This window comes from Pseudomonas putida (genome assembly GCF_026625125.1).
GTDB lineage: Bacteria > Pseudomonadota > Gammaproteobacteria > Pseudomonadales > Pseudomonadaceae > Aquipseudomonas > Aquipseudomonas putida_X.
The window spans coordinates 3,096,530-3,123,096 of the sequence record NZ_CP113097.1 but is presented as its reverse complement, the minus strand read 5'-3'; the positions used below and the strand labels follow the sequence as shown (position 1 = coordinate 3,123,096).

22 protein-coding genes and 3 pseudogenes are annotated in these 26,567 nt (G+C 60.9%); 6 read left to right on the top strand and 19 right to left on the bottom strand.

The window, feature by feature from the left end; all coding sequences use genetic code 11:
- Positions 1 to 4 precede the first annotated feature (4 nt).
- The 14 genes and pseudogenes from OSW16_RS14435 to OSW16_RS27110 all read right to left on the bottom strand — a co-directional run.
- Positions 5 to 2,200, bottom strand: a complete 2,196-nt coding sequence (locus tag OSW16_RS14435) for an LTA synthase family protein (protein ID WP_267816155.1) — start codon at positions 2,198 to 2,200, stop codon at positions 5 to 7.
- 134 nt (positions 2,201 to 2,334) lie between these two features.
- Positions 2,335 to 3,615: a hypothetical protein gene (locus OSW16_RS14430; RefSeq protein ID WP_267816153.1), complete on the bottom strand. Its 1,281-nt coding sequence runs from the start codon at positions 3,613 to 3,615 to the stop codon at positions 2,335 to 2,337.
- Positions 3,616 to 3,661: 46 nt separating this feature from the next.
- Complete coding sequence (locus OSW16_RS14425) at positions 3,662 to 4,405, bottom strand: hypothetical protein (RefSeq protein ID WP_267816151.1); 744 nt, start codon at positions 4,403 to 4,405, stop codon at positions 3,662 to 3,664.
- Between the two features lie 32 nt (positions 4,406 to 4,437).
- A complete protein-coding gene (locus OSW16_RS14420) occupies positions 4,438 to 5,118 on the bottom strand; it encodes a C39 family peptidase (protein ID WP_241803528.1) in 681 nt (226 codons plus the stop codon).
- Positions 5,119 to 5,184: 66 nt separating this feature from the next.
- Positions 5,185 to 6,681 carry a heme utilization protein gene (locus tag OSW16_RS14415; RefSeq protein ID WP_267816148.1) on the bottom strand — a complete coding sequence of 499 codons (1,497 nt, stop codon included), beginning with the start codon at positions 6,679 to 6,681 and terminating at the stop codon, positions 5,185 to 5,187.
- Positions 6,682 to 6,728: 47 nt separating this feature from the next.
- Positions 6,729 to 7,307 (bottom strand): adhesin, encoded by a 579-nt coding sequence (locus OSW16_RS14410; RefSeq protein ID WP_267816146.1) that lies wholly within the window; start codon positions 7,305 to 7,307, stop codon positions 6,729 to 6,731.
- 1 nt (position 7,308) lies between these two features.
- Positions 7,309 to 7,746 carry a hypothetical protein gene (locus OSW16_RS14405; protein WP_267816144.1) on the bottom strand — a complete coding sequence of 146 codons (438 nt, stop codon included), beginning with the start codon at positions 7,744 to 7,746 and terminating at the stop codon, positions 7,309 to 7,311.
- 297 nt (positions 7,747 to 8,043) lie between these two features.
- Positions 8,044 to 8,595 carry an AAA family ATPase gene (locus tag OSW16_RS14400; RefSeq protein WP_267816142.1) on the bottom strand — a complete coding sequence of 184 codons (552 nt, stop codon included), beginning with the start codon at positions 8,593 to 8,595 and terminating at the stop codon, positions 8,044 to 8,046.
- Positions 8,592 to 9,170 carry a nicotinamide riboside transporter PnuC gene (gene pnuC, locus OSW16_RS14395; RefSeq protein WP_241803523.1) on the bottom strand — a complete coding sequence of 193 codons (579 nt, stop codon included), beginning with the start codon at positions 9,168 to 9,170 and terminating at the stop codon, positions 8,592 to 8,594. Before pnuC ends, OSW16_RS14400 begins: the two co-directional genes overlap by 4 nt.
- Before the next feature lie 653 nt (positions 9,171 to 9,823).
- Positions 9,824 to 10,348, bottom strand: coding sequence for a hypothetical protein (locus OSW16_RS14390; RefSeq protein WP_267816138.1), 525 nt, complete (start codon positions 10,346 to 10,348; stop codon positions 9,824 to 9,826).
- A gap of 54 nt (positions 10,349 to 10,402) precedes the next feature.
- Complete coding sequence (locus OSW16_RS14385; protein ID WP_267816136.1) at positions 10,403 to 10,753, bottom strand: hypothetical protein; 351 nt, start codon at positions 10,751 to 10,753, stop codon at positions 10,403 to 10,405.
- A gap of 2 nt (positions 10,754 to 10,755) precedes the next feature.
- Positions 10,756 to 10,947: a hypothetical protein gene (locus tag OSW16_RS14380; protein WP_267816133.1), complete on the bottom strand. Its 192-nt coding sequence runs from the start codon at positions 10,945 to 10,947 to the stop codon at positions 10,756 to 10,758.
- Between the two features lie 124 nt (positions 10,948 to 11,071).
- Positions 11,072 to 11,587: pseudogene (locus OSW16_RS27115) on the bottom strand (methyl-accepting chemotaxis protein); the annotation flags it as partial.
- A gap of 405 nt (positions 11,588 to 11,992) precedes the next feature.
- Positions 11,993 to 12,616, bottom strand: a pseudogene (locus OSW16_RS27110) (cache domain-containing protein); the annotation flags it as partial.
- 390 nt (positions 12,617 to 13,006) lie between these two features.
- Here OSW16_RS27110 and OSW16_RS14370 point away from each other — a divergent pair.
- Together OSW16_RS14370 and OSW16_RS14365 are read left to right on the top strand one after the other, a co-directional pair.
- Positions 13,007 to 13,837 (top strand): undecaprenyl-diphosphate phosphatase, encoded by an 831-nt coding sequence (locus OSW16_RS14370; protein ID WP_267816129.1) that lies wholly within the window; start codon positions 13,007 to 13,009, stop codon positions 13,835 to 13,837.
- Between the two features lies 1 nt (position 13,838).
- Positions 13,839 to 14,267, top strand: a complete 429-nt coding sequence (locus OSW16_RS14365; RefSeq protein ID WP_267816127.1) for a DUF1294 domain-containing protein — start codon at positions 13,839 to 13,841, stop codon at positions 14,265 to 14,267.
- Positions 14,268 to 14,295: 28 nt separating this feature from the next.
- On the opposite strand, the gene OSW16_RS14360 is transcribed toward OSW16_RS14365, so the two are convergent.
- Both OSW16_RS14360 and OSW16_RS14355 read right to left on the bottom strand, forming a co-directional pair.
- Positions 14,296 to 14,640: an MmcQ/YjbR family DNA-binding protein gene (locus OSW16_RS14360; protein ID WP_418942189.1), complete on the bottom strand. Its 345-nt coding sequence runs from the start codon at positions 14,638 to 14,640 to the stop codon at positions 14,296 to 14,298.
- A 7-nt stretch (positions 14,641 to 14,647) separates the two neighbouring features.
- Positions 14,648 to 15,550, bottom strand: coding sequence for a LysR substrate-binding domain-containing protein (locus OSW16_RS14355; RefSeq protein WP_267816123.1), 903 nt, complete (start codon positions 15,548 to 15,550; stop codon positions 14,648 to 14,650).
- Between the two features lie 134 nt (positions 15,551 to 15,684).
- Here OSW16_RS14355 and OSW16_RS14350 point away from each other — a divergent pair, with 134 nt between their 5' ends.
- A complete protein-coding gene (locus OSW16_RS14350) occupies positions 15,685 to 16,296 on the top strand; it encodes an FMN-dependent NADH-azoreductase (protein ID WP_267816121.1) in 612 nt (203 codons plus the stop codon).
- A 60-nt stretch (positions 16,297 to 16,356) separates the two neighbouring features.
- On the opposite strand, the gene OSW16_RS14345 is transcribed toward OSW16_RS14350, so the two are convergent.
- The 3 genes and pseudogenes from OSW16_RS14345 to OSW16_RS14335 all read right to left on the bottom strand — a co-directional run.
- Positions 16,357 to 17,550 (bottom strand): MFS transporter, encoded by a 1,194-nt coding sequence (locus OSW16_RS14345; RefSeq protein ID WP_267816119.1) that lies wholly within the window; start codon positions 17,548 to 17,550, stop codon positions 16,357 to 16,359.
- 187 nt (positions 17,551 to 17,737) lie between these two features.
- Complete coding sequence (locus OSW16_RS14340; RefSeq protein ID WP_241803514.1) at positions 17,738 to 19,324, bottom strand: ABC-F family ATPase; 1,587 nt, start codon at positions 19,322 to 19,324, stop codon at positions 17,738 to 17,740.
- A 20-nt stretch (positions 19,325 to 19,344) separates the two neighbouring features.
- Positions 19,345 to 19,539: pseudogene (locus OSW16_RS14335) on the bottom strand (site-specific integrase); the annotation flags it as partial.
- A gap of 772 nt (positions 19,540 to 20,311) precedes the next feature.
- Between OSW16_RS14335 and OSW16_RS14330 the strand changes: the two are divergent.
- The 3 genes from OSW16_RS14330 to OSW16_RS14320 are packed head-to-tail and all read left to right on the top strand — an operon-like array spanning position 20,312 to position 26,567.
- On the top strand, positions 20,312 to 22,867 hold the full coding sequence (locus tag OSW16_RS14330) for a type VI secretion system Vgr family protein (RefSeq protein ID WP_267816116.1): 2,556 nt from the start codon (positions 20,312 to 20,314) through the stop codon (positions 22,865 to 22,867).
- Positions 22,864 to 24,888 (top strand): effector protein Tle3 domain-containing protein, encoded by a 2,025-nt coding sequence (locus tag OSW16_RS14325; RefSeq protein ID WP_267816114.1) that lies wholly within the window; start codon positions 22,864 to 22,866, stop codon positions 24,886 to 24,888. The genes OSW16_RS14330 and OSW16_RS14325 overlap by 4 nt, the downstream gene beginning before the upstream one ends.
- A complete protein-coding gene (locus OSW16_RS14320; protein WP_267816112.1) occupies positions 24,885 to 26,567 on the top strand; it encodes a type VI lipase adapter Tla3 domain-containing protein in 1,683 nt (560 codons plus the stop codon). Before OSW16_RS14325 ends, OSW16_RS14320 begins: the two co-directional genes overlap by 4 nt.

Sequence of the window (26,567 nt, the reverse complement as noted above, 5' to 3'; positions counted from 1 at the left end):
CCAATCAGCTCGACTGAGCGATATGCGCGTCGGGACCTTCTTCGACCGTTTCATCTTCCCCTGGCAGCGCCGTGATCACGCTGAAATCGCTGACTTCGACTTCCCCTGCACCGTACCCCAGCAGGTGGAACGAAAACGCCTTGCGCTGCGTGGGGTTGTCGAAGCCGAACTCCATCTCCAGCGGTTCAGCGGCAGTCACGCGAATTTCCTCGGGCAGGCCCAGCGGCACATCTTGTTCCCGTTCCTTGGCCTTGAGCCGAATGTAGGCCGCATGCCGTGGGTCGAGTGCGCGTACCTTGACCTTCACCCGCGTGCGTGACCCCCCCGGCATCTCCAGGTACTGGGCGCCAATCAGGTTATCGGCCCAGTCATCATGAATTCGCGCCTGCAGCTGGATGGGCGAGGGCCCACCGAACTGATAGCGCAGGTTGAGCGGCGTTTGCAGCAAGGACTGATCGAGCACGCCGACGAGGGCGCCGAGCTGAGCGCCGAGTCGGCTGTCGCCAGCGCCGAGGTATTTGGCCTTCTCGGCGATGAAGCCCTCGCTGGCGTAGCGGCGGCAGCGCTGCTGGAAGTCGCATTCGGTGAACACGCCCTGGCCATCGTGGTAGCGCAACATCGCGTTGGTGTAGGAAATCATCTCGCGGCCAGTATCGTAATCGCGATAAAGCGAGCGGCCGCCCAGGGCGGCGGGTATTGGCAAGGCGAAATAGTCGAGCAAGGACGTCGCCAGGTCGATATGCCCATAGGTGCCCTGTTTGATGTGAGGCAGCTGCGCCTGCTCCGGGGCCAATGTCAGGTTGAAGCCCCAAGCGGAGGCAAGCCGCACCCCGTCGATACCGTGGGACTCGTCCGAGGTGACTACCACCAGGGTGTCTTCGAGCACGCCCTGGTGTTCGAGGTTGTCGAGGAAGGCACCGACTGCGTCATCCAGATAAGCCACCGCGGCCTGCTTGGCTGTGTCATGGCGCTTCAGGTACTCAGCGGGCGCCGAATAGGGTTGGTGGGTACCCACGGTCAGCAGGGTGAGCATCCAGGGACGGTCTTGTTGCCTGAGCTGGCCAACGTAGTCCAGCGCACCCTCGAAGAACGCGCGGTCGTCCTTGCCCCAGGGGAATTGCAGGTAGTTCTCGTTGCTGAACCACTCCTGGCCGTGCACCGAGTCGAAACCGATGTGCGGCATGATGCGGTCTTTGGCCATGAAGCGCAGGCCAGCGCCTTGCAGGTAATGCGTGGTGAAGCCGGCCTGGCGTAGCTGGGCTGGCAGGCAAGCCTGGTTACGCTGGTGCTGGGTGAGCAGTTCCATCCCCTTCGGGGTACCGTTGGCCAGCTTGTCGTAGTCGCCGCAAAGCATCGCATACAGGCCACGAATGGTCTGGTGGGTGTGCAATACGTAGTCTGGCGTGTTCATCCCACGCTCGGCCCAGCGGCTGAGGTTGGGCATCAGGTTTTCATCGAAACGGCTGTGCAGAGCCTGACGGTTGGGCTGCACGTAGGCCCCCGGGATGCCTTCGAGGGTGATCACCAGCAGGTTACGGGCACGCCCGCTTGGCAGCTTCTGGCCGTGCAGGTCGGACTGGGTCAGGCCGGCACTGGGCAGGGGGGTGATTGGTCGCGTTTGCCCGGCCCAGCTCAGTGCCTCGCGCTGCAGCGTACCGACGCCACCGGACATGAGCTGGTGGGCAAGGTTGTACTGGCGCCACTGCTCGGCGTCGGACGGTAGCAGATGCTGAGCGCCCCAGTGCACACCAAACAACGCCAACGGGATGGCCAGCGCCTTGAACCCCAGCGGTGCGCCAGGCCTTGCGCGGTTGCGCCAGGCAGTGTGCGCCCAAACCAGCAGGCCGGCGCCCATGACCCAGGGTAGCCAGGCATGGGCAAGGCCACCGGCGGTGGAGTTTTCCATGAATTGTGTATCGAACAGGTAGCTCAGGTCGGCACTTGTTGGCAGCCGGCCCACCGCGCTGACCAGCTCCGCCGAAGCGATCCATGATGCAGCCCACGCCAGCAACACCGGTGCTGCCAACCACCCGGGCCTGCGGTGCAACAGCAGCACCAGCAGGCTGCCCAAGGCAAGGTCCGAAAGATAACCCAGCGGGTTGGACCACCCCAACAGGGTCCGCACAGCCAGGGGGATCACCAGTACCAGGGTCGCGAGGGCTACGAGCCGGGTATGCGGATGGCCGTGCAGGTTTTTCACGAAAACTTTCCTTGATTGCCGTTAAAACGTCACAAATATGTGAGCAATCATAGCAGGGCGGGGGCATGAAAGCGGCGTATTACAAGGTTGGTAACCAAAGGCCGGGCCCGCTGTGAGCCCGGTCATCAATGGCGTCAGAAGTAGTACGGGAATTTCAGGCTGAAGGAAAAGTCCGGGGCGTCGTCGGTCAGGCCGATGGCAAGGTTCGGGACGATGGTCAGGTTGTTGGAGGCCGCGAAGGTCATGCCGATGTTGAAGTTCGCCGCGTTGTAGTCGCTGTTGGTGATCGACTGCCAGTCACCGCCGTCAGGCTTGATCTTGCTTTTCCTGGAAAACTGATCGGTGACCGAGAACGACATGCTCATCTTCTCGTTCAAGGCGAACGCGATGCCCCCGCCGATCTGCCAGGAATCCCCGAGTTTCACGTCGCCAGGCACCTTGGTGTTGACGGTGGGGCTGATGTCGCTGAACGAGTCCTCCATGTTGTAGGTGTACGACAGGCTGGCGAACAACACGGCCGGGTCGAAGGTCTTGACCAGCGAGATGCCGGGCGTGATCGCCCAGACGCCGTTGCCGGTTGGCAGGTCCTCCGGGACAGCCAGGTTGTCATTGCCGGCAACCGGGATGAGTTTGATGCCGTAGGGGTCGTCGCCTGTGGGCGCCTTGATGCGCAAGGTGGCCACTGCGTCGGGCCAGTTCTCCGACTCATCCAGGAACTTGTAGGCCACGCCGACGTTGATGTCGCCAAGGGCCGGGTCGCGGGTAACGGTACCATCGGAGCTGACACCGGCAGCCCCACCTGCGCCGCCGGAAGAGTAGGTGGATTCGCGGTAGACGATGGGAACGTTGATGTCGAACTGCCAACGCTGATCGACGTTGTAGCGGGCCGTCAGGTCCAGCGTCCAGTTGTCTGCCTTGATACGGTCGATGTTGATGTTGCCGAGGAAGATCGAATCGAGGGCGAGGAAGCCGTTGAGGGTCAAGGCGCGTGTGTCGTAGTGGGTGTAGGTCAGGCCGGTTTCGACACTGAACTTGCCGCCGCCAAAGAAGCCACTGGCTTCGTCATACAGGTTGGAGACACTTTGCGCAGGTTCCGAATCGTCCTGCAGCGATTGGCCATAGGAGCTGCCGGTGGTCCCCGGTGCGCCCGATGCCACGGTTTGCCCGCCCTTGACGCCCTCTGCAGGGGACTTTGTCAGGCGCTTGGGCGCTGGCGCTTGCGGTGCTTGCTCCACCTGGCGCAGGCGTTGCTCGAGTACCATCAGTGCGTTCTGTTGGGCTTCGTAGCGCTCTTTGAGCGCCATCAGTTCCTGTTTGAGGATTTCGACCTGTGGGTCGGTTGCCGCCTGTAGCAGAGTGGCCGGGGCCAAGGTTGTCAAACAAACGATAGCTCTGAACGTCAACAAACGGTGCATGGGTTAGCCGTCCCTTCTGACTACATACGATGAGACTGAGCGTAGATCAGTATCCGAGATTACGAAGGCCTTTGAGCTGATCAAGGTTGGGGGCCATCGATCCGGCTGTGGGCGCGTCACGCAGCACCACATTGAGCGACGTCAGGTTGCTGACCCGGTTGCTGCTTCCGAGCAGGGTAGTGTTCTGCATGAGGCCGCCTTGCCCCAGGCGCTGCAGGGTGTTGCCCTGGTTGTTGCCGGCGATGATGCTCAGCTGCACGCCGCGGCCACTGGAGGTAACGCTCAGCGACCCTGCACCATTGGCGCCGACCAGCGTAGCGCCAGCGGCCAGGGCCTGCCCTTGGGGTTGTGTGGTGGGCGCCTGGTTAGCCTTGGTGACGTTGATATCGACATTGTTATGGGCGGTGTTGTAATCGCCGGCAGCACGCACGACCTGGGTCACGCCTTCGGTGGTGTTCAGGCCGGCACCGCCGGTGACGGTACCTGTACCGGAGCTGCCCGACTGCGGCCTGCCTGTGCCTTTTTCATTGATCATCGATACATAGAACTGCGGCTTGATGGTCGACTGCTGGATCTGCATCGCGGAGGTTGCACCGATCACTTCACCGTTGGCGTTCTGCCAGGTGCTGGTCATGACGATGCCAAAGCTAACGATGCGCCCCGGCATTACGTAGCGCCCGCGCAGGTCGGCCAGTTCCTGGTCCTTCAACTCGATCGGTTTGAACGTTTCTGCCTGTGTCGCAAGGCTGGCGGCCATGCAAGTGACGGCCAGCCAGATTGAGGTCTTCATGGGTTGCTCCCGGAGCGTCTTGCCCATTGTCGTTAGAAGAAGTCGCTTTGGATGAAGCCGAAGTCCATCAGCTCGGCGTCTTGCACCGGGGTGAAGTTGCTGACACGGTTCTTGGCGCTCAGCGGCAGCGGCGGATCGAGCAAGATGTTGCTCTTGTCGTACCCTTGGCCGATGACGGCGAAGATGATGCCGTTCCAGCCTTTGATGAAGTCATCGATCTTGAACCGCTTGTGTCCCAGTACCGGGTCGCCGATGTAGACCCAGCCCTTGTCGACTTTCTGCATCACTACGAAGTGCTTGTAGCCGCGGATGTCCATCAGCACGACCACCGGAATGCGGATACTGTGCAAGGTGTCCGGGGCTACCCGATAGCCGCGAGCACGCATGCCCAGGCTTTCCACGTAGCGCTTCATGTCGAGCATCGAGAAACCTTGAGTGCGGACCAGGTCCTGGTCAGCGTGTGCCAGCATGCCTTCTATGACGTGTTGTTCGTCGACGTCCAGCCAGTAGGCCTGGCGCAGGATGGTCGCCAGTGAGGCTGCACCGCAACTAAAGTCGGTTTTCTGCTGTACCAGGTCAGCGAACTTGCGCTCACGGATACTCTGGATGGGTTTGTAGATCACCGCGCCACCCGGTAGCACGGACAATGGCATCTGGGCTGCTTCGCTTACACCGGCCATGCTCAGCAACATTGCCAAGGCGATCATGCGCATGTTCGATGCCCCCTGTTTTTCTTGTTAGAAAGAGGCCCCCCGAAGGGGGCCTCCAGGCCGCAGTTGTTACATCGAGGTGTTGGAGATGGCCAGCGAGTTGCTTTGCTGGTTGCCCACACCTGCTGCCACGTTGACGCCCAGGTTGCCGCTGCCACCATTGACCGAACCACTCAGGGTAGCGGTGTTGGTCACAGGGTTGGCCCAGCCGGTCGGGGTCAGCACTTGGAACGACACGGTGTTGCTCAGTGCAAACTCGCTAGACTCGCTGAAGCTCTTCGAGATGCTGTCCGAAGATTCCGACGCTTTTTCGCCAGCTTTCTCGTAGGCCGAAGCGCTTGCTTTTTCCCATGCCGAGTCATGTGCCTTCTCGTAGGCGGTATCACGAGACTTGTCGTAGGACGAGTCACGGGTACGGTCATACGAAGAGTCATACGCCTTGTCGAAGGACGAGTTGTAGGACTTGTCAAACGACGAGTTGCTGGCCGACTCGTGCGAGGTATCGACAGATGCATCGAGCGAGGCATTGAGCGAGGCGTCGAACTCGGCGCTGCGAGAGCGCTCGAAGCGACCAAAGGTTTCAGACGAGGAGGAGCTGCCGTTGGCGCTTGCATCGAGCGATGCATTGAGCGAAGCGCTGGACGAAGCGCTGTGGTCCCGGCTGGCCGAACCACTGGCGTCCCAGCTGTTGGAGCCGTTGGCAGCCATGCTGTTGGTGCCACTGGCGCTGCTGCTGCTGGAGCCGCTGGCGGTCATGCTGCTCGAGCCGCTAGAGCTGCTGCTCTTCGAACCGCTGGCGCTGCTGCTGTTGGAGCCAGCAACGCTGAAGCTCGAGCTGGAGCTCTTGTCGATGCTCGCATCGTAAGAGCCGCTGCGCGAGGAGGACCCGCTCTTGCTGGTGGTGAAGGTCAACGTATCGACGGTATAGGTACGGTCGGCACGGTTGTTCACTTCCAGGCCAGGGCCGCTCTGATCGGCCGAAGCGGTGGCGCTCGAGTTACCGATGCCTGCGGCATTGTTGGCGATTGCCATGGTATTTTTCTGCTGGTTCAGGTCGCCGCCAGCCACGTTGATACCAATGTTGCCGCTGCTGCCATCAGCCGAGCCGCTCATGACGGCCGAGCTTTGGGTCGACCAGTTGTTGACGGTGTTATTGTTGCTGCGCTGAATTACATCGGCGGAGGCGGTGGCGGTGCCGAAGACGAAGCTGTTGTCGATGTCGGCGTTATCGGACGAGGTGTTGGCAATGGCCGCGGCGTTGTCCTGCTGGTTGCCGTTACCGGCCGCCACGTTGACGCCGACGTTGCCACTGGCACCCGCGCCGGAGCTGCTCATTTCGGCTTCGTTGATGGTGCCTTCGTTGCGGATGGAGTTACCCGTGCTCCGTTGGGAATCAGTAGCTGTGGCACTGGCGTTGGTATAAACCGCCCTGTCCATTTGCTGGTGATTGTTGTTGTTATTGTGGCCGTGGCCACCGCGTCTATCATTCTGATCCGCTTGTGCAGCAACAGCCATGACCGCAGCAATTGCGAAAACCAGAGGCTTGATTGCCATCGAGGGTTTCATGGTGTTTCTCCGTCTTTTAGGTTAAGTGTTGTTCTCACCTGTTTGGGTCAGTTCGCGACCCGTACGCTCAGGGTGTTTGCCGTCTGGTTGCCCACCCCGGCGCTCTGATTCAGCTGGATGACCCCGCGACTACCGGTGAATGCCTGGTCACCGGTGGTGACCTGGCGATAGCCGGGTGAGGTATCAGTTGGATCGGAGCTGTTGATCAGCGCCACGTTCTGCTGCAACAGGACGCTGTCATCGATGCTTTGCGGTTGTGTACTGATGCTGATGCGCAGGGCATTGGCCTGCTGGGTGCTGGCGCCTGCGCTCTGGTTGACCCCCAGAGCGCCGCTGCCATGGCTGAAGGCGCCGCCCTGGATGCTGGCGGTGGCTCCCATATTGGGGTCTACCAAAGATTGCTGGCGCTGGCGAATCTGCGTGGTTGCATCAGCCCCGTGGCCAATCGCAAAAGCCCGGGCATTGGCCTGCTGCTGCCGGTCGCCGGCGGCCTGGTTCACGCTGAAGTTGCCTTGGTATTGCGCGCCAGAACTGTCGATGGTGGCAGTGTTCAGTACGGGAACGGGAGATTGGGCGAGGGCCGAAACACTGAACAACGTGGCCAGGATAGACAACGTCTGCCTCATCTCATTTGCCTCCGGTCAGGATCTGCAAGGGGGCAAGGCCACGCTGGACGCTCGAGTTGACCATGTTTGAAATGCCGTTGCCGGAGCCTGTGCCACGGCCAGCTGCCAGGTTCGGTAGCTGGTTCTGGTTGCTGATGTTGCCGCCCAGGTTGTCGGTCTGCTGGGTAATCAACGAAGAGATGCCCGTGCCGCTGGTGATGTTGGCGAAGTCGCCGTCACTGAGTTCTGTGCTCTGTTTGAGCACGTACGCGGACGGGTTGGCATTGGCGGTGGTTGGGTTGGGGTCGGGCGCCAGTGGCGCACGGATCGCCATGCGAGGTTGCACATCGCGGGTGATGACGATGATCCCGTCGGCTGCCTGGACCGGCAGCGCCACGCTTGCCCCTAACACGCAACTGACCAACAGGAGGCGGGTAATGCCTTTATCCAGTGTGCTCACGACGGCGATTCCTTCTTTGTGCGCTGGCCTGGTTCAGCGTTGCGAGGAGGAGAGCAGGAGCCGTGCCGCTTTTGGATAACGCTTCGAATTCAGTGGGTTGCAGAAATGAGCTGGGAGAACCCGGAAGTTGTTGTATCAGTGCTGAGACAGATTTGCCGGCAGTTGCCGTTTTGCCCGCTATACACGTTGCCCGCAGCGCGCTTTTCGACAATGTCTCATCCGCTTGACACTCCCCCCGCAATCGGTGGGGAAGTGCGCAAATACGGGGGTCAAGGCCCAGGCAGGTGTATCGCCGGGTTAACACTCGGTAGGGCAGTGCGCCACGCTGCCCTGCAGTAGGTTCTGCACAGCACGCAATGCTGAAGCGCTACGCTGGGGCCAGTGGCCATCGATGATTTCCAGCCTTTGTTGATGCCGTTGCAGCCATTGCAGGCTGTCATCGAAGAAAGCCTGGCGGTCAGCCAGGTCGGGCTGGCTGCGCTGGCCATCGGCAACCCAGCCAACCCCTTGCGGGCTCAGCAGCAGATGCAGGTCGTAGTGGCGTGCAAGCAAAGCCTGTTCCAACCAGGGAGGGCAATCCTGGAACAACGCCTGGCTCCAGAGCATATTGCTGAGCAGGTGGGTATCGAGGATCAGCAACGGCGGCGCCATCGCCCGGGCCTGGTCCTCCCAGGCCAACTGGCCGCGGGCGATGGGGGTGATATCGGCATAGCAGGTGTCGCGGCAGTGCTGGTCGATGAAATGCCGCACGTACTCGCTGACCACCACGCCGCCAAAGTGCGCCTGGATTTCGCCGCTTAGCCAGCTTTTGCCGCTGGACTCGGGGCCGCACAGTACCACCACCTTCATGGCTGCACCCCGGTTGCCCGCAGGGCCGGGTCATGGCGCCACTCCAGCCAGCCACGCACGGCGATGAGGGTCAGCAAGGCGAAGAAGCCTGCCGTGAAGTACAGCTGCTGGTGCAGGTACTGGCCGACATAGACGACATCGACCACCACCCAGAGCGGCCAGCATTGCACGCGTTTCTGCGCCATCCACACTTGCGCGACGAGGCTGAAGCCGGTCAGCGTGGCATCCAGCCAGGGCAGGACGGCATCGGTCCAATAGGCCATGGCTGCGCCCAGGGCAATGCTCAGCACCAGGCCAAGCGCCAGCCCGGTGAATACCGCTCGCCTGGACAGGTGCGACACCACACGAGCATCCTCGGCGCGGTCCGGGCGTTTCCATTGCCACCAGCCGTACAGTTGCAACACCGCGTAGGCGCCTTGCAGCAGCATCCCCGAGTACAGCTTCACATCGAAGAACAACCAGCCATAAATAAGCACCATGACCAGGCCCACCGGCCAGCACCAGGCGTTCTGTTTGACGGTGAGCCACACGGCAGCAGTGCCTAGGATGGCGGCGATGAGTTCGAGGCCGGACATCGGCGATCCTTGGAACAATCGGGGGGGCGCGATTGTACCGCGAACGCCGTCCAGTGCCAGCGGTAATGTTGCCATTAAGTGCCGCCACTTCAAAAAACTATTAGTTTTGTCAGTTGTCGCCATGACTTTATAACTTAAGCCTCATTCATGCAGTTATATCAATTGCACTACTGAACAGAGGCAATGTCATGAATATATTGGCAGGCAACGTCGCGCCCGTGTTATTTATTCCGCTCATAACGTTCACCATTTCAGTGCAGGCTGCTAGTTGTGAGTCTGTCGTGTCGGAAGTTACCCGCTGGTACAACGACACGCCGTCCGGTTGCGGTAACGACCCCGCGGTGGACTGCTCAGGCGTGATGATGCGCGCGACGCATCGGTGGGATGAGGCGGGCGCAAGGCAGCCGAACCATTATGACGTGTGGAACCCTAGCCCGGCCTCGCAGGCCTCTGGGGGTGTGTCGGTGTCCTGGATGCGCAGTGATCGAATAGGTTATGAAGACCCAGGGATGAAAGCGAATAACGGCATTATTTTCACCCCGCGCCAGTTTGTCGAACGGCCTCTGGCGAAACTCGATGTTTATTGTGCCTACCCCATCGATGCCTGGACGGATGATCGCACCGAGCGCGGGTGTGGTGATAACAGGCAAACATCAAACGTCGAAAAAAGTTGCCAGGCACTGGGTATCAATGACCTCAATGGTTGGAAACAGCACTACGAGGGGTTGGGCGGTAGTGCAGACCGTCAAGAGCGCCACAAACGCCAGTGTGCGTTCAGCATGCGCGGTAGCAAACCGTTGAGCAGGGGGCTTGCTGAAGTCCAGGCGCAGGATCGGTACAGCGTAGCCCTGGGCATAGAGCTTGCGCTGGAAACTGCGCGCAGGTTCCAGCCCTTTGGTGGGTTTGGGCGTCTTGACATCGCCCCGTGTGCTGCCGACGTGGGTGCTGTTGACATCCCAGACCACCGCGTCGATGTAGGGCAGGCGTGCACTGCCATCGTCGGGTGATTTTTGTACCGCCGGTTCCACGTTGCTCAGCAATAGCTCGTTCAGCAATTCCTTGCGGGCAAACGTGTCCGTGCCGATGGTTTTGGGGTTTTCGTGAACAGCGATCATCGCCCTCCAGTCCGACGGCTGCTCGGCATTCCAGGAGCATTGAGTCACCTGGATGCGATTCATGTCGTTACGTGCGTAGCGGTAGTTTTTGCGCCATTGCTCCGCGTTGTGGACACCTCACGTATCACAGTTGCCGTAGGCGAGTGCTGCGTTGCGGTTAGGCGGGGAGGTCGCCGAATTTTTCAGGTGGTTCGCCGGCAGCGGCGCGCCATAACGGCCGCATCCGTACCATTTGCGTTCGGGGCCGGTGAAACCGTCGAAGCTATAGATGCACACGAAGCCTTTCTCCATGACCGGCAGGCCCAGCTCCCGCGCGTTCATGGGCGTAAGCAGGATATACCCGGCGGGCCGGATGAGGCGGTTGGTGCTCAAGTCCCTGCGGATCCAGCTGAATGATGTGGCGCCCGTCTTGATGGCGTAGGGGCTGTAGTCCCAAGGATTGAAATTGCCATCGTCGACCATGCGCAAGGTTACGCCGCTGCAGTAGTAGTGCCCCGCGGTGCCAGCGTATCTGGCTCACGGCAGGCATCGGTCACCTTGTTGTAGTTGCGGTTGATACGCTGCAGCGTTTGCATCGGGTCAAGTTGGATGATGAGTTGCGGGTCCGCCCAGGCAGGGGAGAGGGCGACTAGCAGCGCACCGCAAAAGTAACGGGTATCCATGGTGAAACCTCCAGGTCAAAGGAGGTTTCACAGTGTTCAGCGGGCCGTTACCGGTCTACTGGCAAAAATGTCAGGTCGGCGCTTTAGCCGCTCTAGCGCGGGGCTTGGCAAGATCGTGACGGCGCTAAACGCGGAACTGACGCAACAATTGCTCCAGCTCTTCACTCAATTGCCCCAATGCCACGCCTGCCTCACTGGATTGGCGGGCCGCAGCGGCGGTCTGCTGCGATAACCCGGCCGTATCCAGTACGTTCCGATTGATCTCCTCCACCACGTGCGACTGCTGCAACGTGGCGCTGGCAATGGTGGCGTTGAGCACGGTGAGGTTGTGCAGCGCCTGGCTGATGGCGTCCAGGCTGGAGCCGGCCTCCCGGGCTTGCTCCACTGTCTGGCGCGAAGCTTCGCTGCTGGTGTCGATGGCCTTGACCGCGGCGTCCGATTGCCCTTGCAGGTGCTCGATCATCGTGTGTATCTCTGCCGTCGACTGGGCGCTGCGTTGAGCCAGCAGCCGCACTTCATCGGCCACCACCGCGAAGCCACGGCCCTGCTCGCCGGCGCGGGCCGCTTCGATGGCTGCGTTGAGGGCCAGCAGGTTGGTCTGTTCGGCGATGGAGCGTATCACCTCCAGCACCCCGCCGATTTTCGTGCTGTGCCCGGCCAGGTCACGGATCACCTGCACAGCCTGGTCGATCGTCGCCGAAAGCCGGTCGATCTGCTGCAGGCTGCCATGGATCGCTTGCTGCCCGTGCTCCACCTGCTGCTGAGCCGCGCGCATTTCGCCTGCAGCCTGCTCCGCGGTCTTGGCCACGTCCTGCACCGCGTAGGTCACCTCATTGACCGCGGTTGCCACCTGATCCATCTGCATCGATTGCTGTGCGCTGCGTTGTTGCGCGGCACCGGCGTTGTCACCAACATGCCCGGCGGACTGCGCCAATGAGTGCGCCGCGCCCTGCAGTTGGCCGACCACACGCTGCAACTTGCCGTTGAAACGATTGAAGTGCTCGCCCAGGTGGGTAATCTCGTCTCGGCCATGGGTATCCAGGCGCCGGGTGAGGTCGCTTTCGCCGCTGGCGATGTTGCCCATCGCCTGTACCGCCTCCTGCAACGGGCGGGCGATGCTGCGGGCGATGAGCATGACCACCAGAGCCATCAGCAGGGCGATGCCCAGGCCTACCAGCGAGGCATGGCGCAACTGGCGGGCGAATTCGTTCTGCACATCATCGATGTACACGCCAGAGCCGATGATCCAGCCCCATGGCTTGAACAGCTGAATATAAGACGTCTTGGCCACCGGTTCGCTGGCACCGGGCTTGGGCCAGCGGTAATTGACCGGGCCAGCGCCCTGGCTGCGGGCGAGGGCCGCCATTTCGTTGAACACGGCGAAACCGTCAGGGTCGCGAATGGCGGAAAGGTCCTGGCCATCGAGCTTGGGGTTGGCCGGGTGCATGATCATTTTCGGCCCCAGGTCGTTGATCCAGAAGTAGTCGTTCTGGTCGTAGCGCAGCGTGCGCACCACCTGTAGGGCCTGTTGCTGGGCAGCCTCGCGGCTGAGCGTGCCGGCCGCCTCCAGGCCTTGGTAATAGGCCAGCACGCCCGCAGCGGTCTGCACCACATGGTGGGTTTTCTCCGCCTTGGCATGGTACAGGTCGCCATGGATCTGGCGCAGCATCAGCAGGCCGAGGATCACAAGCATTGCCACCGCAACCAGCAGTATTAGCCACAATCGGCGGCTGATCGACATTGACCTCAAGTTCTTCATGAACGGCACTCCCGCATTGTTATTTTTATGAAGGTGCATCCAAGCATGCTTCGGCGCTTGGCCAAACCCGACTAATGGCTAAGTGCTAGTTAACGGCTGAACTGCCGCATGCCGCGCAAGCCTTTGCAAAGCCGCTCTGCTAGGATTTCGGCCGCGCAAGATGAAACCTTTAGCCCACGTGAACTTTTGCACTGGCATTGGTCCCAACTGACGCTGTAAAAAGGCCGCGCCGCACGCGGCAATCACAAGCAAATCAAGAACAAGGGGCTTGCAAGCAGCAGCGCTCCAACCGGGGGAACGATGGATTTTTGGACTGCCTTTCAGGCAATCATCTTGGGCGTGGTCGAAGGACTGACAGAATTTTTGCCGATCTCCAGTACCGGTCACCAGATCATCGTGGCAGACCTGATCGGCTTTGGTGGCGAACGGGCCATGGCCTTCAACATCATCATCCAGTTGGCGGCCATCCTGGCGGTGGTATGGGAGTTTCGGCGCAAGATCTTCGATGTAGTGTTCGGCCTGAAAAGCCAACCGACGGCGCGGCGTTTCACCGCCAACCTGCTTCTGGCGTTCATGCCTGCGGTGGTGTTGGGCGTGCTGTTCGCCGACCTGATCCATGAATATCTGTTCAACCCGATCACCGTGGCGACAGCGCTGGTGATCGGTGGTGTGATCATGCTCTGGGCCGAGCGCCGTACCCACAGCGTGGCGGTCGACCACGTCGATGACATGCGCTGGTCGCATGCCTTGAAGATCGGGTTCGTGCAGTGCCTGGCGATGATCCCAGGCACCTCGCGCTCCGGCTCGACCATCATCGGCGGCCTGCTGTTCGGCCTGTCGCGCAAGGCAGCCACCGAGTTCTCGTTTTTCCTGGCCATGCCGACCATGGTCGGTGCGGCAGTGTACTCGGGCTACAAATACCGCGACCTGTTCCAGCCAAGCGATCTTCCGGTATTCGCGATTGGCTTCGTGACGTCGTTCATCTTCGCCATGATCGCAGTGCGCGGCCTGCTCAAGTTCATTGCGAACCACAGCTACGCCGCTTTCGCCTGGTACCGCATAGCCTTCGGTTTGTTGATCCTGGCCACCTGGCAGTTCGGCTGGGTCGACTGGTCGACGGCGCACGGCTGATATGCCTCGGGCCCAAACGGAGCAGCGGCGCGCAGCGCGCAAGGAGCAGGGCGTACGCAATGTGCGCCTGAAGCTGCTGATGCTCGGGGTGTTGTGCCTGCTGCCGGTGGTGGGTGCGGCGCAGATGGCCTGGAGCGGGCAGTCATGGCTGCCGCTGGCGACTTATCCTGCCGTAAGCCTGGTTACGCTGCTGTTGTATTGGCAGGATAAGCAGCAGGCCCGCACCCAGGCCTGGCGCACGCCAGAGAAGGTGCTGCATGCCGGTGAACTGCTGGGTGGCTGGCCAGGGGCGCTGATCGCCCAGCAGCTTTTCAGGCACAAGACCCGCAAGGCCTCTTACCAGATGGTGTTCTGGGCGATCGTCTTGCTGCACCAGGTGTTTTGGGTTGATCACCTGCTTCTGGGTGGGCGTGTGCTGTCGCTGGGTTGATGGTCTGCTACTGCCTTTCGCGGGCCGCTCACATCAGCAAGCCCACCTGCAATCGCTTCGCCAGCCGCCGCACTACCAACTGGTGCGAGCGCTGCAGCAGGTCACTCAACTCATCCCGGCCCATGGGGTAGGGCGGCGCCATACTGATCCAGCGCGCCCGTGCCAGATACGGTGCCGGGCGTATACCTGGCCTGTCGCAATACCCCAGAAACAGCTCATCGGCCACCTTGAACGACAAGCCAGCCCCTGCCAGGTCGAGTACCGCGAACATCTTGTTACCGGCCACCGAAAATACCCGGATGCCGCCCCACTTGTAGTCTTCCTGCGCCCCGGGCAGCGCCAGGCAGAACGCCGCCACCTGATCCTCGGTCATGGTCTGTCTAGACATAACGGTCTCCACACGCTTCGAACGATGCTGCCAGATGATCGATCCACACCCGTACTGCAGGCAGCAAACCACGCCGATGCGGGTAAACCGCTTGCAGATAGCCACCCGGCAGCGACCAGTCCGGCAGCAGCCGCACCAGCTCGCCGCGTTCGAGCTCATGCTCGCAGAACATGCTCGGCAACGCAGTAAAGCCTAGCCCGGCACGTACGGCGGCATTGCGTACCACAAAATCATCAATGGCCAATCGCGGCTCCAAGGCGATTTCCTCTTGGCGGCCGTGGGGCCCGAGCAGACGAAAATGCACCAGCCGGTCCGCTTCAGCAGCGCCCAGTACTGGCAGGGCGGTCAGCTCGGACGGCTCACGGACATGGTCGGCAAAGCCGGGAGCGGCCACCAGCTGCATCTGCGCCTGACGCAGCCGGCGCGTGACCAGCGCAGGGTCTTCGTCGCCCAGATCGCGCACGCGCAAGGCGACGTCGATGCCCTCGGAAATCAGGTCGACACGGCGGTTGAGCAGCACCATGTCCAGTTGCACCTGGGGGTACAGATCCAGAAAACGGCTGATCACATCCGGCAGGAACGCGTGGGCCAACGCTACCGGGCAGGACACCCGCAAGCGCCCACGCGGCTCGCTGCTCATGCTGGCTACCGCCTCGTCAGCGGCCTCGGCCTCCAGCAGCATGGCCTGGCAGTGGTGCAGATAGCGTTCACCCACTGCAGTGAGCTTCAGTTGGCGCGTGGTGCGCTGCAGCAACCGCGTCCCCAACCGCTCCTCCAGTTCGGCGATGCGCCGCGACAGACGCGATTTGGGGATGCCCAGCTGGCGTCCGGCGGCGGCGAAGCCACCGGCTTCGACTACGCGAGCAAAATAGAAGAGATCGTTGAGGTCTTGCATGAAGGCTGTCTCACTGTTCTATCAGTGGGACAAACTAACGCATTTTTGCTGGCTTATCAGCTATTCGACGGCCCGGTAGGATTCTCTCCATCCTGATCGCCCAATGCTGCGGTCTTCATTCACAGGAGAGTCCCATGAAACTGTTGCACATTGATTCGAGCATCCTGGGTGACAATTCCGCCTCGCGCCAACTGAGCCGTGAAGTGGTTCAGGCCTGGCAAGCCGCTGACCCGAGCATCGAAGTGGTCTACCGTGACCTCGCCGCCGATGCCATCGCCCACTTCTCTGCAGCCACCCTGGTTGCAGCCGGCACTCCGGAAGACGTTCGCGATGCAGCCCTGGCTTTCGAAGCCAAGCTCAGTGCCGAAACACTGGACGAGTTTCTTGCCGCCGACGCCGTAGTGATTGGCGCGCCGATGTACAACTTCACCGTGCCGACCCAGCTCAAGGCGTGGATCGACCGCGTGGCAGTGGCCGGCAAGACCTTCCGCTACACCGAGGCAGGCCCTGAAGGGCTGTGCGGTGACAAGAAAGTAGTACTGGTGTCCACCGCTGGCGGCCTGCATGCCGGCCAGCCGACTGGCGCGGGCCACGAAGACTTCCTCAAGGTGTTCCTGGGCTTCATCGGTATTACCGACCTGGAAATCGTTCGCGCCCACGGCCTGGCCTATGGCCCGGAGCACCGCAGCAAGGCCATCGATGCTGCTCAGGCGCAGATTGCCAACGAGCTGTTCGCCACGGCTTGAGCAACCTGTATCACAACAAACGGCTGTCGCTGGCGCGGCGGCCGTTTTCATAGGTGACGCTCAGGCGCGACGGCTGCGATGCGCCAGCAACAACGTCAGGCCAACACCGCTCAAGGCCAGCAGGGCCGCGACGCAGAATATCGATGCGTAACCAAGGTGTGCCGCCACAGCGCCCATGACCGGGCCGGCGATGGCCAACGCCATGTCGAAGAACACTGCATAGGCCCCCAGGCCGGCACCCCGGCTGCTGCTGGGCACCTGCTTGATGGCCTCCACGCCCAGGGCGGGGTACACCAGCGACAGGCCGAAACCGGTGAGGCCGGCCCCCACCAGTGCCCACAGCGGGGAGGGCGCGAGCCACAGCAGGCTCAGGCCGAGCACTTCCGTGGCCATGCAGGCTACCGCCACGTTGTAACCGCCAAAGCGGTTGACGGCGTTGACGAACAGCAACCGCGAAATGATGAAGCACACACCGAAGGCACTCAGGCACAACGCGGCGCCTACCCATCCACGTTCCAGGTAATAAAGCGTGACAAACGTGGTCAGGGTGCCATAGCCGATCGAGGCCAGGGTCAGGCCAACGCCGCAAGGCGCAACACGGCTGAACGCCGACCAGAACGGCAGGCGCTCACCGCGCACCACTACCACATCCGGGCGTTTGCGCAGCGCCAGCATGGCCAGCACGGCGAGCAGCACCAAGGCGGGGCCGAGCACGCTGAAGTTCAGGCTGTCGACGGCGAGCACGCCAACGGGGGCGCCAATGGCGATGGCTCCATATGAGGCGATACCGTTCCAGGAGATGACCCTCGCCGTATGTTCAGGCCCCACCTGGCTGATCCCCCAGCTCAGGGTGGCAACGCCGATCAGGCCTTGTGCGAGCCCGAGCAGCACGCGCCCACCGAGCAGCAGCGCGAGGCTCAGCAAGGGCGCCGACAAGGTCCAGGCCGAGGCCAGCGTCAACACCCCACAGGCCGCGATGCCCAGCAAGCCGTAGCGGATCGCCTGCTTGCCGCCCAGCGTATCGGCCACTCGGCCCGCGAAAGGCCGGCTGAGCAGGGTGGCCAGGTACTGCAGGCCGATGGTCAGCCCGGCAATTACCGCGCCGAAGCCCAGTTGGTCATGGACATAGCTGGGCAGCACCGCGATCGGCAGGCCGATGCAGAGAAACGCGATGAAAGTGTAGAAAACGATCGAGAGAATTTGCAGGGTGATGGAGGCGGTGCTGCTGGCGGGGGCGGGCTGTGGCGCGGTCATGGGCTCGTTCGCGGGCGGGCGGTGGGCGTGGCCCCATCATGGCCGTTGCGCGAAGGAAATGAAAGCAGGCTAACGAACTATTCAAGTGGCAACCGCTTCCACAGACACTGCGCAGTGCCTGTGGAAGCGGTTAACCGCAACAGAGACCGGCCTGATCACCTGAGAGGGCCAGGCCAGCGCAACGATTTCAGACCAGCACACCCTGGCTGCGCAGGTAGTCGTCGTAGGTACCGCTGAAGTCCACCACACCGTCCGCCGACAGTTCGATGATACGGGTCGCCAGCGACGACACGAATTCACGGTCATGGCTCACGAACAGCAGGGTGCCTGGGTAGTTTTCCAGCGCCAGGTTCAGCGCCTCGATAGATTCCATGTCCAGGTGGTTGGTCGGTTCGTCCATCACCAGCACGTTGGGCTTCTGCAGGATCAGCTTGCCGAACAGCATGCGGCCCTGTTCACCACCGGAAATCACCTTGACCGACTTGAGGATCTCGTCGTTGGAGAACAGCATGCGCCCCAAGGTGCCACGGATGACCTGCTCACCAGAGGTCCATTGGCCCATCCAGTCGAACAGGGTCATGTCTTCTTCGAAATCGTGCGCATGGTCCTGGGCGTAGTAGCCCACTTCGGCGCTGTCGGTCCATTTTACCGAGCCCGCATCCGGGGTCATTTCGCCGACCAGGGTGCGCAGCAGGGTGGTCTTGCCGATACCGTTGGGGCCGATGATCGCGACGCGCTCGCCGGCTTCGACCGTGATGTCGAAATTCTTGAACAGCACCTTGTCGTCGAAGGCTTTGGCCATTTTTTCCACGACCACAGCCTGGCGGTGAAGCTTCTTGGTCTGCTCGAAGCGGATGAACGGGCTGACGCGGCTCGAAGGCTTGACCTCGGCCAGCTGGATCTTGTCGATCTGCTTGGCCCGCGAAGTGGCCTGCTTGGCCTTGGAGGCGTTGGCCGAGAAGCGGCTGACGAAGGTCTGCAGTTCTGCGATCTGGGCTTTTTTCTTGGCGTTGTCCGACAGCAGCTGCTCACGCGACTGGGTGGCCGCGGTCATGTACTCGTCGTAGTTGCCTGGGAACAGGCGCAGCTCACCGTAGTCCAGGTCGGCCATGTGCGTGCACACGCTGTTCAGGAAGTGTCGGTCGTGGGAAATGATGATCATGGTGCTGTTACGCGCCGTCAGAATCGTTTCCAGCCAGCGGATGGTATTGATGTCCAGGTGGTTGGTCGGTTCGTCGAGCAGCAGCACGTCCGGGTCCGAGAACAGCGCCTGGGCCAACAGCACCCGCAGCTTCCAGCCCGGGGCCACTTCGCTCATCGGGCCAAAGTGCTGTTCCAGCGGAATACCCAGGCCCAGCAGCAGCTCGCCGGCGCGCGATTCGGCGGTGTAGCCGTCCATCTCGGCGAATTCGGTTTCCAGCTCGGCGACGGCCATGCCGTCTTCTTCGGTCATTTCCGGCAGCGAGTAGATACGGTCGCGCTCGGCCTTGACCTTCCACAGTTGGCCGTGGCCCATGATCACCGTGTCGATCACGGTGAATTCCTCGTAGGCGAACTGGTCCTGACGCAGCTTGCCCAGGCGGGTGTTCGGCTCGAGCATGACCTGACCACCGGAAGGCTCCAGGTCGCCGCCGAGGATCTTCATGAAGGTCGACTTGCCACAACCGTTGGCACCGATCAGGCCATAGCGGTTGCCGTTGTTGAATTTGACCGAGACGTTTTCGAACAGCGGCTTGGAGCCGAACTGCATGGTGATGTTAGCGGTGGAGATCAAGGAGCTTACCTATCAATAACTTACGTGGCTTCTTCGCAGCTGCGGACCAATTTCGGACCCATCTGGAGCGTTTCCGGCTCCTGCCAGTCGTTGGACGAGTTAATCCAGCGCGCATAAGTCGATGAGAGCATCTGCACGCCATGCCCGAGCTGTTGGGCGATAAATGTGGGGTTGAGACCAGACATTGAGCGTATTGTCGCATAGGTGTGGCGGCATTGGCGCATCGCGGGCACCGTTTTATTCATCGCAATCTTCTTTCTGGCCGTACAGATCGGCGCAAGGCTCTCAGGGAAAGCCGCTTTTGGCGAAGTATTTGACGGCATCGTCTTAACGACGTTCGCCGGAGGGATGTACTACCTGGCAAGCCGAGGGTGGCCCTCCCTGGTGAACTACCCTGCAGACACTTCAGGGCTTGTACTCAATGGTGTACGCCGCATCCGTTTGAGGGTCAAAGGTAATCGGCATGCCGAATATTCCCTATAGCACCAGCTTAGCCCCACCCAGCCAGACCCCCGGTTGGTGGTGCCCTGTCTCGCTGCGGTAAAAGCGCTTCATCAGCTATGGACATGCTTGCCCACCTTGCCACTAGGGCGTTGCGCGTCACCGAACCTGGCAACCGCCCGTTTTCTTGCCAATTCGATCACCTCTTTGTTTACCCCGATCTCCCTGCCCAAGGCATCCAATACATGGGGTATGGACGCAGATGCCCTATTGTGCACCGTCATCGCTGACCCAGCGCCAATCGTCTGGGTAGAACGGCTGCCACACGCGGATTGCCTGGCCTGTGTCGTCACATTCCGCCTTGCCGGGTAGTCGGCCTTCAACACCCACCACCCACGTCGGTGAAGCTGTCGGTGGTAAGCGAAAAACGCTGTCAATGGGACGACCGTCACAGTTTGTCAAATTCTGACTTGCCCCGATGGGGTTGATCCTCCCGGGCCCTGTGATACTTTCCGCAGCTAGTTTTAACAGGGAGTAATATCGTTGATGGAATTGACGAGTATCTTTGCACCACAGAACCGCCGGCTGATCAAACTCACCACTCCCATCCGAGATGACCAGGCGTTGTTGCTGGAGCATTTCAGCGGCAGTGAAGGGTTATCCACGCTGTTCAGCTTCGAGCTGTCGTTGATCAGCCAGGATGCCAGGCTCGAACTCAAATCGTTGATCGGCCAACCTGCCTGTCTCGACATCGAGCTGGCCAACGGCGGCGTACGCCACATCCATGGTCACATCACCCGGTTCAACCTGCTGGGCAGCGATGGTGGCCTGGCGCGTTACAGCGCGACACTGAGCCCGTGGCTGTGGATGCTGACGCGACGCGTTGACTCGCGGATCTTTCAAGAGCAGACCATTGAGGCGGTCATTCGCACCGTTTTCGAGCATTACGGCGGGCTGGGCACATTCGAGTTCCGCCTGCTGAAGCCTCTCAAGTCCCACAGTTACATAACCCAGTATCGCGAAACCGACCTGGATTTCGTGTTGCGTTTGCTGGAGCAGGACGGCCTGTTCTTCTACTTCGATCACGGCAGGGACGGGCACAGCCTGATCATCATGGATGAATCCCAGGCTCTGCAGGCGTTGCCCGAACAACCGCAAATCCGCTACCACAGCGCCTTTGTCACCGAAACCAGTGACTCGATCACCCAATGGCGCAGCCACCGGGTATTGCAATCGGGCAAGATGGCCATCCAGACGTTCGATTACAAGCAGCCAAGAAATCCGCTGCCCATCCACATGGGCAGCCTCAATGAACAGGGCGATGTTGCGCCCTACGAGGTGTACGATTTCCTCGGGGCCTACAGTCATCGCCTGCCTGACGAGGGCGAGGCGCTGGTCCGCCGCCACCTGGAGGTCATCGAAGCCCAGGCCAAGACCTTCACCGGCACCAGCAACTGCCGGGCCATGCGTGCGGGCTACACCTTCGAACTGACCCAGCACTTCGACCATGAGGACGGTGCGCCAGAAGATCGCCAGTTCCTGCTCGTGTCGGTCGAGCACCGGGGGCGCAACAACTATTTCTCGGATGAGTCTGCAGGTTACGACAACCAGTTTGTCTGCATTCGCCGAAGCATCCCTTACCGCCACCCGCTCACCGTGCCGCGCCCCACCGTCAACGGGCCGCTCAGTGCGATCGTGGTCGGGCCGGAGGGCGAAGAAGTCTTCACCGACGAGCTGGCGCGGATCCAGGTCAGGTTCCACTGGCAGCGCGGCGACAGCCTGCCGCAGGGTACCACCTGGGTGCGTGTGGCGATGCCCAGCGCTGGCGGGGGTTTTGGCCATCAGTTCTTGCCACGGATCGGCCAGGAAGTACTGGTCACCTTCCTGGCAGGCGATATCGACCGCCCCGTGGTCACCTCTGTGCTGTACAACGCCGAGCAGACACCGCCGCGCTTCAGCAAAGCCTCGGGCCTGCCAGGCAACCGCGCGCTTTCCGGCATCCAGACCAAGGAGCACAAGGGCCGCGGTTTCAACGAGCTGTTGTTCGACGACACACCGGGCGCTTTGCGTGCCCGCGTCGGCACCACGCACCAGGCCACAGCGCTCAATCTGGGCAAACTCACCGAGCCACGTACTGACGGCCAGGCCAAGGCCCGTGGCAACGGTGCCGAATTGCGCACCGACGCCGCGATTGCGCTGCGCGCCGCCCAAGGCATGTTGCTGACCACCTATGCACGGCAGGACGCCAAGGGCGCGCAGCTGGACCGCGAAGAACTGCTCACGCTGCTGGCCGAGTGCGGGGAGTTGTTCAAAAGCCTCGGGCAAACCGCCGCCGCGCGAGGCGGGGCAGCGGTGCACAGCGAGGGCATGGACGCCTTGAGCCAGGCGCTGAAACAGTGGCCAGCGCCCGACAGCGACGGTGCGGGCGAGCCCGTCATGGCCGTTGCGGCCCAGGCGGGTATTGCCAGCGCCACACCGCGCTCGCAAATCCACTATGCCGGCGCCAACCACGACACCACCGCACAGGACCATCTGCAGTTGACCAGCGGCGCCGCCATGCGCCTGCAAGCCGGCAAGGGCATCACTGCCTTCGCCCAGGATGAGGGCATCAATGCCATCGCCAACCGCGGCAAAGTGCTGGTCCAGGCCCAGGAAGACGACATCACCGCCAACGCGCAAAAGAACCTGCACCTGTCGGCCGCAGAAGGCGAGGTAGTCGTCACCGCACCCACCATTCGCCTGGTGGCCGATGACGGCAGTTACATCAAGATCGGTGGCGGTGTCGAAATCGGCAGCCAAGGCAAGGTGATCGTCCAGGCCAGTGAGCATGACTGGATGGGCCCCAACACCGACAGCGCCCAGGTGCCGGCATTCACCCGCGACCCGGCGGCGCAACGCCTTGCCTTCCACTACCCGGGGCACGCCGACGACAGCGTGCGAATGGCCGTTAACCACGCCTACCAAATCAAGCTCGAAGACGGCAGCACCGTGCAAGGGTTGACCGACGCCAGCGGGCTCACCGAACACGTCGAGCGCGAAGCGATGCACCAGGCGCAAGTAGCTGCCTTGCGCAGCGTCGGTAGCAAAGGAGGCAGCCAATGAGTGGCGATCAAATTACCGTGGCTGAAAGCGTCACCCGGCTGGTACCCAATTTCAGTACCGAACGCAAAATGGAGGTGCCCGCCGACCTGCCAGGGGTGGTGATCTTCTTGCACGGCGTGAATGACCCGGGGGCTTCATACGAATCGGTGGAGACGGGGTTGTGTCAGGGGGTGAATGAGCGTTTGGATCGGCCTGATCTTAAGGCGGGGCGGTATGGGGCTGACTACAATGCTGCAAAAAAAATCCCGATTCAGGACCTCGGTGAAGATCACAAAGCCACACTCGATGATCCAGACACGTTTCTTTATCAGCGAGACACGGCCGACCCCAATACCCGCAGCCTGATGATCCCGTTTTATTGGGGCTATCGCGCCGAGCCTGGCGAGATCAAGCGCGATAAAAATAACGACCCGACCAAACTGCGCGACCAATATCAGGACGTGTTCGAGAACCGTCTGGACCGGCACTTTGCCAAGGGCGGCGGTTTTTTCGCCAACGCCACCAACAACCTGCTGGAAATGTACAGCCAAGGCTTTGCCAAGCTTGTCCGGCACGTTGCGCAAGTCCAACTATCCAACACCCAGTACATGGGAAAAGGGCCCCACCGGCGTTACTTTGTGTTCGCAGCAACGCGTTTGGCCATGTTGGTCAGTGAGATCCGCCGTGTATCGCCTGATGAAACCATCACCATCATGGGCCACAGTCAAGGCACCTTGATTACCCTGCTTGCTCAAGCCATGCTGATCGACAAGGGCCAACGCTGTGCCGACACCGTCATCATGGTGGACACGCCTTACAGTGTGCTGCCAAAGGCCACACCCAAAGGCCACGACACACTCGCGACATTGATCAACATCGCCACCGCAGTCACCCAGGCACCCCATGCCCAGCCGCCGTTGTCCGCGCTCAGGGACAGCAAGACCTACGGCGGTCGCACGGGCCCCAAGTGGTCACCCACACAGGGCTCGCGCAAGGACAAGGTGGGTAACCTGACCGTTTTCCCCGAACGTGACAACCGCGGCAAGGTGTACCTGTACTTTTGCCCGGACGACACCACGGTCGCCCTGGACGACGTTCATGGCATCGGTACCTATGGGGTACCCAATGCCTTGGCTGACGGTAAACCGGCGATGGCGGCGTTGCAGTCCTTGCGCTTTTACCAGCGCATGTGGACCAAGCGTCATCGCAACGGCGAGCCGGTACTGGTCGGCGAAGCCATTCAACAAACCGTGCTGCGTGCCGAGGGTGAACCCCGCTACCCTGGCGGCTGGTCGGCCGCCGCCGTGGCCTCACAAGCATCAATCGCGAAAGGTGAAGAGCGCCTGATCAATGCCGAACCTTTGAACCCGCCCCATGCGCCACAGATGTTTGGCGGCGAGGCGGTAACCGGCACCCCCACCCAGGCAGGCCTGGACAGCCCTGATGACGTGAGCATCCGCTCCGCGCTGGGCAACCCGGAGGCCAAGTTCAAATGGTTCAAGGTGCGTACCAACCCTACCCGAATCGACCTGGAAGAAGAACGTGCCCGGTGGAACAGCGGCAAAGAGCCCGGCGATCAAACTGCAGCCATACGTCAAAAACCGGTATCGGGTAATGCAATGCTGAAGACCCAGGATCATTACGTCATTTTCCGCGAAGAGACGCCCAATGAAATCAAGGCCCGAATGCCCGTAGATCCGGATGAAATGGACCCTAACAGCTACCACTCAGCCGTTCTGCGCAGCCCGGAGAACCAACGCTGGGTAACGGCGATGGACATTGCTATTGGCCAGGCTCACAGCCTCGATGATCCCGCTATGCGGGAGGTGTTGGTAGCGATTGCAGATTGGAAGATGGATGAAGCCGCCTTCACAAAAACCTCTACATTACCGGCTTGGGAAAGACTGAGTGAAGAGGCCCAAGCATTGGTGACTGCGAGTTATCAGTATTATCAGAGCGGCCTGTTTCCGCCTTCTGGACTGGTATCACTTAAGCCACCTACCGCAATAGCCAATGCTCCTGACAAAGGAGTACGCCGATGAAGATCCACCAGCCCTCCCCTAAGACAAGACCCAACCTGAAACCGTATCAGATGATCGCTGGGGTGCTAATTGTGCTCTGGCTCAGCTTTATCTGGATTGTCCAACTCAAAGCACAGGAAACCGGCATGGTACTTCGCGACATGAAACCCGTCATGGCTTGGGGCATTGCCGCTATTGTCGGCCCGCTGCTGGTGATCTTTGGCACTCACTGGTGGGGCAATGTCCTGGCCAGTGAGAAGGCAGAGCTTGCCAATTATCGAAAACAGATAGAGGCCAAAAACGCCGAACAGCAGGCCACACAAGCGCGGACCTACGCCCTGGAAATTCGGGGAGTGGGACTTGGAATTTACACAGACGGCCAGTCCAAAATCTGGCAGTTCATAAAAAAGAAAAACGACAATTTTTCTTCGATTTACTCGCAGGACGCGAAAGACTACAACCCTTCACTAACCTCCAGGAGAAACTCTGCAGGCATCAAAGTCCGTATCGCATTCAAAAATTCAGCGGGTGAATCAGTGGCATACTGGCCAATCCCGGTGTTTGCGCTAGGGCCGCCTGATCCTTACGCAAGCGGTTTCAGTGCATCGGGCCTGATCAGTTCAGGTCGTAATGCTGCAACCTTGGGCGTTACCCAGTTCCTGTGGCAGGACGATGAGAGCACGGCCCATGCGCAAGGCATGATCGAGCGGCTGTTCACGTTTTTTGACGATAACCCCAAGGTGCCACAGGCCTTGATCGCAAGCCGTGACGGTGACGTAACACGAGACCCTTACCGCAAACCCGGCACACCGGGATTGCAGGATGGCCATGTGGTTCCGACGATCTACGAGAGTATGACTGGCCTTCTGGTCACGCGCTCAGACCGGGTTGACCGCTACGTACGCCCTTTCGTCACCCAAGACGCCGAGGATAATCAGGACAAAAACACTGACTTGGGCAAGCTGTGGGCATTTTATTGGGACCGGAACAGAGCATTTACGGAGTGGTATGTAGCGGCCGAGCGTGCCAAAGGCGCTAAAGTCTCTATCCCCCCCAGCACTATGTCGACCGCCTACTGGCAATCGCAACTCCCTAACTTGTGGAAAACCATCGACAACCGTGGCCCAGGCCATTTCGAACCGTCCCCCTGGCTGCCGGTGCGTTGGGCCGAACACCAACTGAAAGAGTTCGACGCAGCGCCAGTGCTGGGCTACCTGCACCGTCCGATCAAGGTTTCCATGCAGGACGAGCACGGCAAGCGCCTCAAACCCGCGTTGCAGGCCAAGGCCTTGCAGGCAGGTTGGCTCAAGGCCCTCGACACGCTGCCCGATGGGCAAAAACCGGTGCGCGTGTTCTACGACACTACTAACAACGCTGAAGCAGAAATCGCCCTGACCAACGCCTTGCACAGCCTCAATACCGACGGCCATGGCCTGGACGTGGGCAATGTCGACGAGGGCTATGACATCGGTCGACGCCTGGGCAATACCGGCGTCAGCAGCGCGCTGGTGGAAATCAACCTGGCCACCATCGCCAGCTACCACGATGGCGGTGCCAGTGCCGTGGTGTACGCCGGCAGCGACGGCAGCCTCACCGTGCAGATGATCAGCCCGCCCGATGAGGCACGCAAAGCGAAAAACCAGCAAAACCGTGGCGCTGACCCCTTCAAGTATGGCCTGCCAAGTGTCGGACGATCCTAG